General features: G+C 68.9%; 5 protein-coding genes. All 5 read right to left on the reverse strand.

Translation table 11 applies throughout. The features are described 5' to 3' along the window. Nucleotides 1-95 (reverse strand): LysR family transcriptional regulator (locus ACTMTI_RS56525; RefSeq protein ID WP_441123748.1); only part of this gene is annotated, 95 nt, incomplete at its 3' end. A gap of 207 nt (nt 96-302) precedes the next feature. Continuing rightward, nucleotides 303-476, reverse strand: coding sequence for a hypothetical protein (locus tag ACTMTI_RS56530; protein ID WP_441129344.1), 174 nt, complete (start codon nt 474-476; stop codon nt 303-305). 327 nt (nt 477-803) lie between these two features. Continuing rightward, nucleotides 804-1,778 carry an acyl-CoA desaturase gene (locus ACTMTI_RS56535; protein ID WP_441129345.1) on the reverse strand — a complete coding sequence of 325 codons (975 nt, stop codon included), beginning with the start codon at nt 1,776-1,778 and terminating at the stop codon, nt 804-806. 55 nt (nt 1,779-1,833) lie between these two features. Next, nucleotides 1,834-2,118: a UBP-type zinc finger domain-containing protein gene (locus ACTMTI_RS56540; RefSeq protein WP_441129346.1), complete on the reverse strand. Its 285-nt coding sequence runs from the start codon at nt 2,116-2,118 to the stop codon at nt 1,834-1,836. A gap of 346 nt (nt 2,119-2,464) precedes the next feature. Beyond that, nucleotides 2,465-3,742, reverse strand: coding sequence for a threonine ammonia-lyase (gene ilvA / locus ACTMTI_RS56545; protein WP_441129347.1), 1,278 nt, complete (start codon nt 3,740-3,742; stop codon nt 2,465-2,467). Nucleotides 3,743-4,231: the final 489 nt, after the last annotated feature.

The following is a 4,231-nucleotide window of genomic DNA, read 5'->3' on the forward strand; positions in this document are numbered from 1 at the left end:
AGCGCGGACTGCACGATGTGCTCGCGGGCCGCAGCCCGGCCGAAATGCAACTCTTCCGCCAGCGTCACGAAATAGCGGAGCTGACGTAACTCCATGCCCGCCACCCCTTCCTGCCCGGGAGGCGCCGATTCGGGCCGTCTTCCACCACTCTAGGTGCCTCGTGGAGTGTGGACCCTGACAGGAGCGTTGGCTGCTACTCACTGGGCTGGGGTGTCCGGCAAGCGATCCTCGCGTTCATGCCGAGGTAGTGGAGGGCCTTGGAGCGCGGCCTGGAGCCGCCGGACGCCCTGCCGAAGAGGGGATCAGTGCTTGGATGCGTCCTGGACCTTCCCGCCGGGCTGCTTCAGATTGCCCACGGCCCGATCGGTCTTGCCCGCAACCTGGTGGCGCTGGTTGCCGGTGGCGCGACCCAGGCGCTGCCTGGCCCAGCGTTTGAGGGCCTGGACCTTGTTGTCGATCTCCCATCGCAGACTCATCGTGATTTCCTTTCACCGCTCAGCTCGGCCATCGGCCTGGGACAGACCCGTTGATCCGTCTCCCCCATGAGCCATGAGCTCGTGCCTGCGGACATTCGCCGCGGTCAGGCGGCTTGAAGTTCCAGCGTCCTCCCCGGCCTAGGGCAGGGAAACGAGCAATCACCGGTTCCGGTTATCACTGGAATCGATGAGCGAGCGGGCGGTACCAGAGCGCCGCAAGCTCAGTGTGTCTTCCCTCCTGGCTGGTACGGGGCTGCGCGCGCGGCTCGATGCCGAATCCACACCGGTGAGCGGCCATGCCGGCAGCGACACCGGAAGAGGCATCGGTCAGGTCCCGGCGGGGGCGCGGGCTTGCCGGGCGATGTCGGCGCGGCGGCGTTGGATGCGGCCGGGATCGGGCCAGCGGACCTGACTCGCCCAGCTCAGCCGTTCGAACAGGCGGATCATGGCGGCGGACGGGTCGATCTGGCCGCGTTCGAGGCCGTGACGGGCGCAGGTGGGTTCGCTGTGATGGCCGTTGTGCCAGCTTTCGCCGAAGGACAGCAGAGCCAGCGGCCACAGATTGGTGGAACGGTCGTGGCGGCGAGTTGTGAAGGGCCTGCTGCCGATCATGTGGCACAGGGAGTTGACGCTCCAGGTGACGTGCTGCAGCAGCGCGATGCGGATCAACCCGGCCCACAGGAAGGCGGTCAGCCCGCCGTACAAGGTGCCGGTGATCGCCCACCCGGCCAGGAACGGCAGCGTCAGCGACAGCGCGCACAGCGCGGGGAAGGCACGTGCCACCCGGGTCATGGCCGGGTCGGCCAGCAGGTCCGGGGCGTAGCGCTCGGCCGGAGTCCGGTCGTCGGTGAACAGCCAGCCCAGATGGGCGTGGGCAAGCCCCCGAAGCTGCCCGCGCAAGCCGGCGCCGTACCGGTAGGGAGAGTGCGGGTCGCCCGGCCGGTCGGTGAAGGCATGATGGCGGCGATGCACCGCGACCCAGTCGATGACGTTGCCCTGGAAGCCCATCGAACCGGCGACCGCCAGCACCACGCGCAGCCATGGCCGGGCGGTGAAAGAGGCATGGGTGAGCAGGCGGTGGAAGCCGACCGTCACGCCCAGCCCGGTCACCACATAGAAGGCCGCGGCCAGCAGCAGATCGGCGAGCGCGACTCCCTGCCCCCACGACAGGAAGATCGCGACGCCGAAGGCGACGAACGGCAACACGACGATCGCCGCCGTCAGCCCCGTCTGAGCCCTGCCGGCCGGAGGGTGCTCCTCTGCCCCGGGGAACGGCGATGCGCCGTCGTAGTCTTGCGTCAACGGCCGATCTTTCACCGGCTGTTTAGGAACAGGCATGAAGTCCCTTTCGTCTCGTCTATACGGTTCGCCGGTGGACGTAGCACCAACGCCAGGTCGAGGCTGGGTCCAGGGTGGCGACCACCGGGTGGTCGGTCTCCTCGTAGTGGGCGCGGGCGTGGCCCCCGTGCGAATCGTCGGAACAGGCCACCCACCCGCAGGTCAGGCACACCAGTAACCGCGTCCAGGTCCGGCCGAGGGCCAGACATGCCGTGCATTCGGGTAGTCCGTGCTCCGCGGTCGGGAGCAGGTCGAGGTGCTCGCATCGTGGTGCCCGACCGTTCAGGCCGGCGCGCGCGGTCACGCTTGTTCCTTCTGTGTCCAGGGTCATCACGACCCCCTCACGGTGACAGCGACGCAAGCTGCGCCGGCTGATCGCTAATCAGTCAAGGCGACCGGCGAGCCGACGGAAACGCGCAATCCCAGCCAGCCTCATCACTTGCGGTGATAGCGAGCCTGTCGGCGCGTTGCCGATGCGCCGTATCCGGCTCCATCCCGCGTCTCGGCAGACCTGCGCCACGCTATGGACCGGCTCCCTCGGGTCCCGCGGCGAGGAGTGCCGATGGTGGTCCCACTCCCCCGCCGCGACGTCAGCCACCGCCGTCGCCCACCCAGGAGCACGGAACGCCGTGAGCCATCCAGAGCGGCACTCAGCCGAGAATGATTCTGTAGCCGTCCCTTCGCAGTGCGTCCAGCGCTTCGCCGCAGTGCTCAGGACCTCTCGTTTCGAGTTGCAGCTGCACCTCGACCTCGTCCACATGCAGTCTCGATCCGAACCGTTCGTGCACGATGTCCAGCACGTTCACCCGGAGGGCGGCGAGATCCGCCAGCAACCCCGCCAACGCCCCTGGACGGTCCGGCAGCCGCACCCGCAAGGCCAGGTAGCGCCCGGCGGCGGCCAGGCCGTGACGGAGCACCCGCGCCAGCAACATGGGGTCGATGTTGCCGCCGGACAGCACCGCGACCACCGGCGGTTCGAACGCCTGCGGATGGGCAACCAACGCAGCGACCCCCACGGCGCCGGCCGGCTCGACGACCTGCTTGGCGCGTTCGAGGCACAGCACGAGCGCTCGGGAGATCTCCTCCTCGCTCACCGTGACCACCCTGTCGAGCAGGTAGTGGATCAGTTCGAAGGGCAGCTCTCCAGGGCATCCCACAGCGATGCCGTCGGCCATCGTCGCAACCGGCTCGACCATCACCGGATGTCCCGCGGCCAGAGAGGCGGGGTAGGCCGCGGCCCGCTCGGCCTGGACACCCACGATCGCGATTCCAGGCCGCAACGTCTTGGCCGCCAGCGCGAGCCCGGACGCCAGACCTCCACCGCCTATCGGCACCACGATCGTGCCGGTGGCCGGCAGCTGTTCCAGGATCTCCAGCCCGATCGTGCCCTGCCCCGCGATCACGTCCGGATGGTCGAAGGGATGGATGATCACCGCACCGGTCTGCCGCGCGTGCTCCCTCGCCGCGGCAAGCGCCTCGTCGACAGTACGCCCGGCGAAGATCACCTCAGCGCCGTAACCACGGGTGGCCTCCACCTTGGGCAGCGCCGCGCCCTCGGGCATGTAGACCGTCGCTTTGGCCCCGACCAACCGCGCGCTCAGCGCCACCCCCTGAGCGTGATTGCCGGCACTTGCCGCCACCACGCCCCTTTCCCGCTCCTCCTCGGCCAGGCGGGCGATCCTGACGTAGGCCCCGCGGACCTTGAACGAGCCGGACCTCTGCAGGTTCTCGCACTTGAGCTGAACCGGCCCGCCCACCAGGTCGGAAAGCACCCGCGACTCGACCACGGGCGTACGGACCACCACGTCGGCGAGGAGTTCTCGCGCGGCGACGACATCGTCGTAGGTCACCTGAGTACGGCTCATCGCAAGAGTCTCCCACTCCGGCCACCCAGCGGGCCGGAACACCTCGCCCGGTCGGGCGGCCATCGGCCACGATGATGAGCCTTGCTCGGATTGCCCATAACCCTCCACCCAAGGAAGGGCATTGACTGGAGAGCATCCGGCTACCCGCGAGGGCGGGTGTGTCGATACGCGGGGGCCACGTGGCTGTTCCCAGCACCCTCAGCCACGTGCTCCGGCCACCGGAACAGCGTGTCGCGGCCACCGATGAGGCCGTCGGGTCCACGCCGCCGCCAGAACCGCCGACCGGCGATGACTTCCCCAGCGTCAGGGCTTTCGCCACGAGATCACCTTGGTAGTCCCAAAACAGTGCCAGGGAAGTATGGCCCACCGTGCGCGTGGGCAGGCGGACTGGTTCCAAGGGGGCGCAAGGACGCGGCACGCGATGGGAGGAGACTGGCATGGCTTCGACGGGTGCAGGCGTCGCCGATCGGGAGCGCGGCGCGGCGCCGATCATCGACGGGCGTAAACCGGTCGCGGCGGTGGTCGCGTTGTGGGTGTTCGTGCTGGTGCCGT

The sequence above is a fragment of the Nonomuraea sp. H19 genome, from assembly GCF_052068215.1.
Lineage (GTDB): Bacteria > Actinomycetota > Actinomycetes > Streptosporangiales > Streptosporangiaceae > Nonomuraea.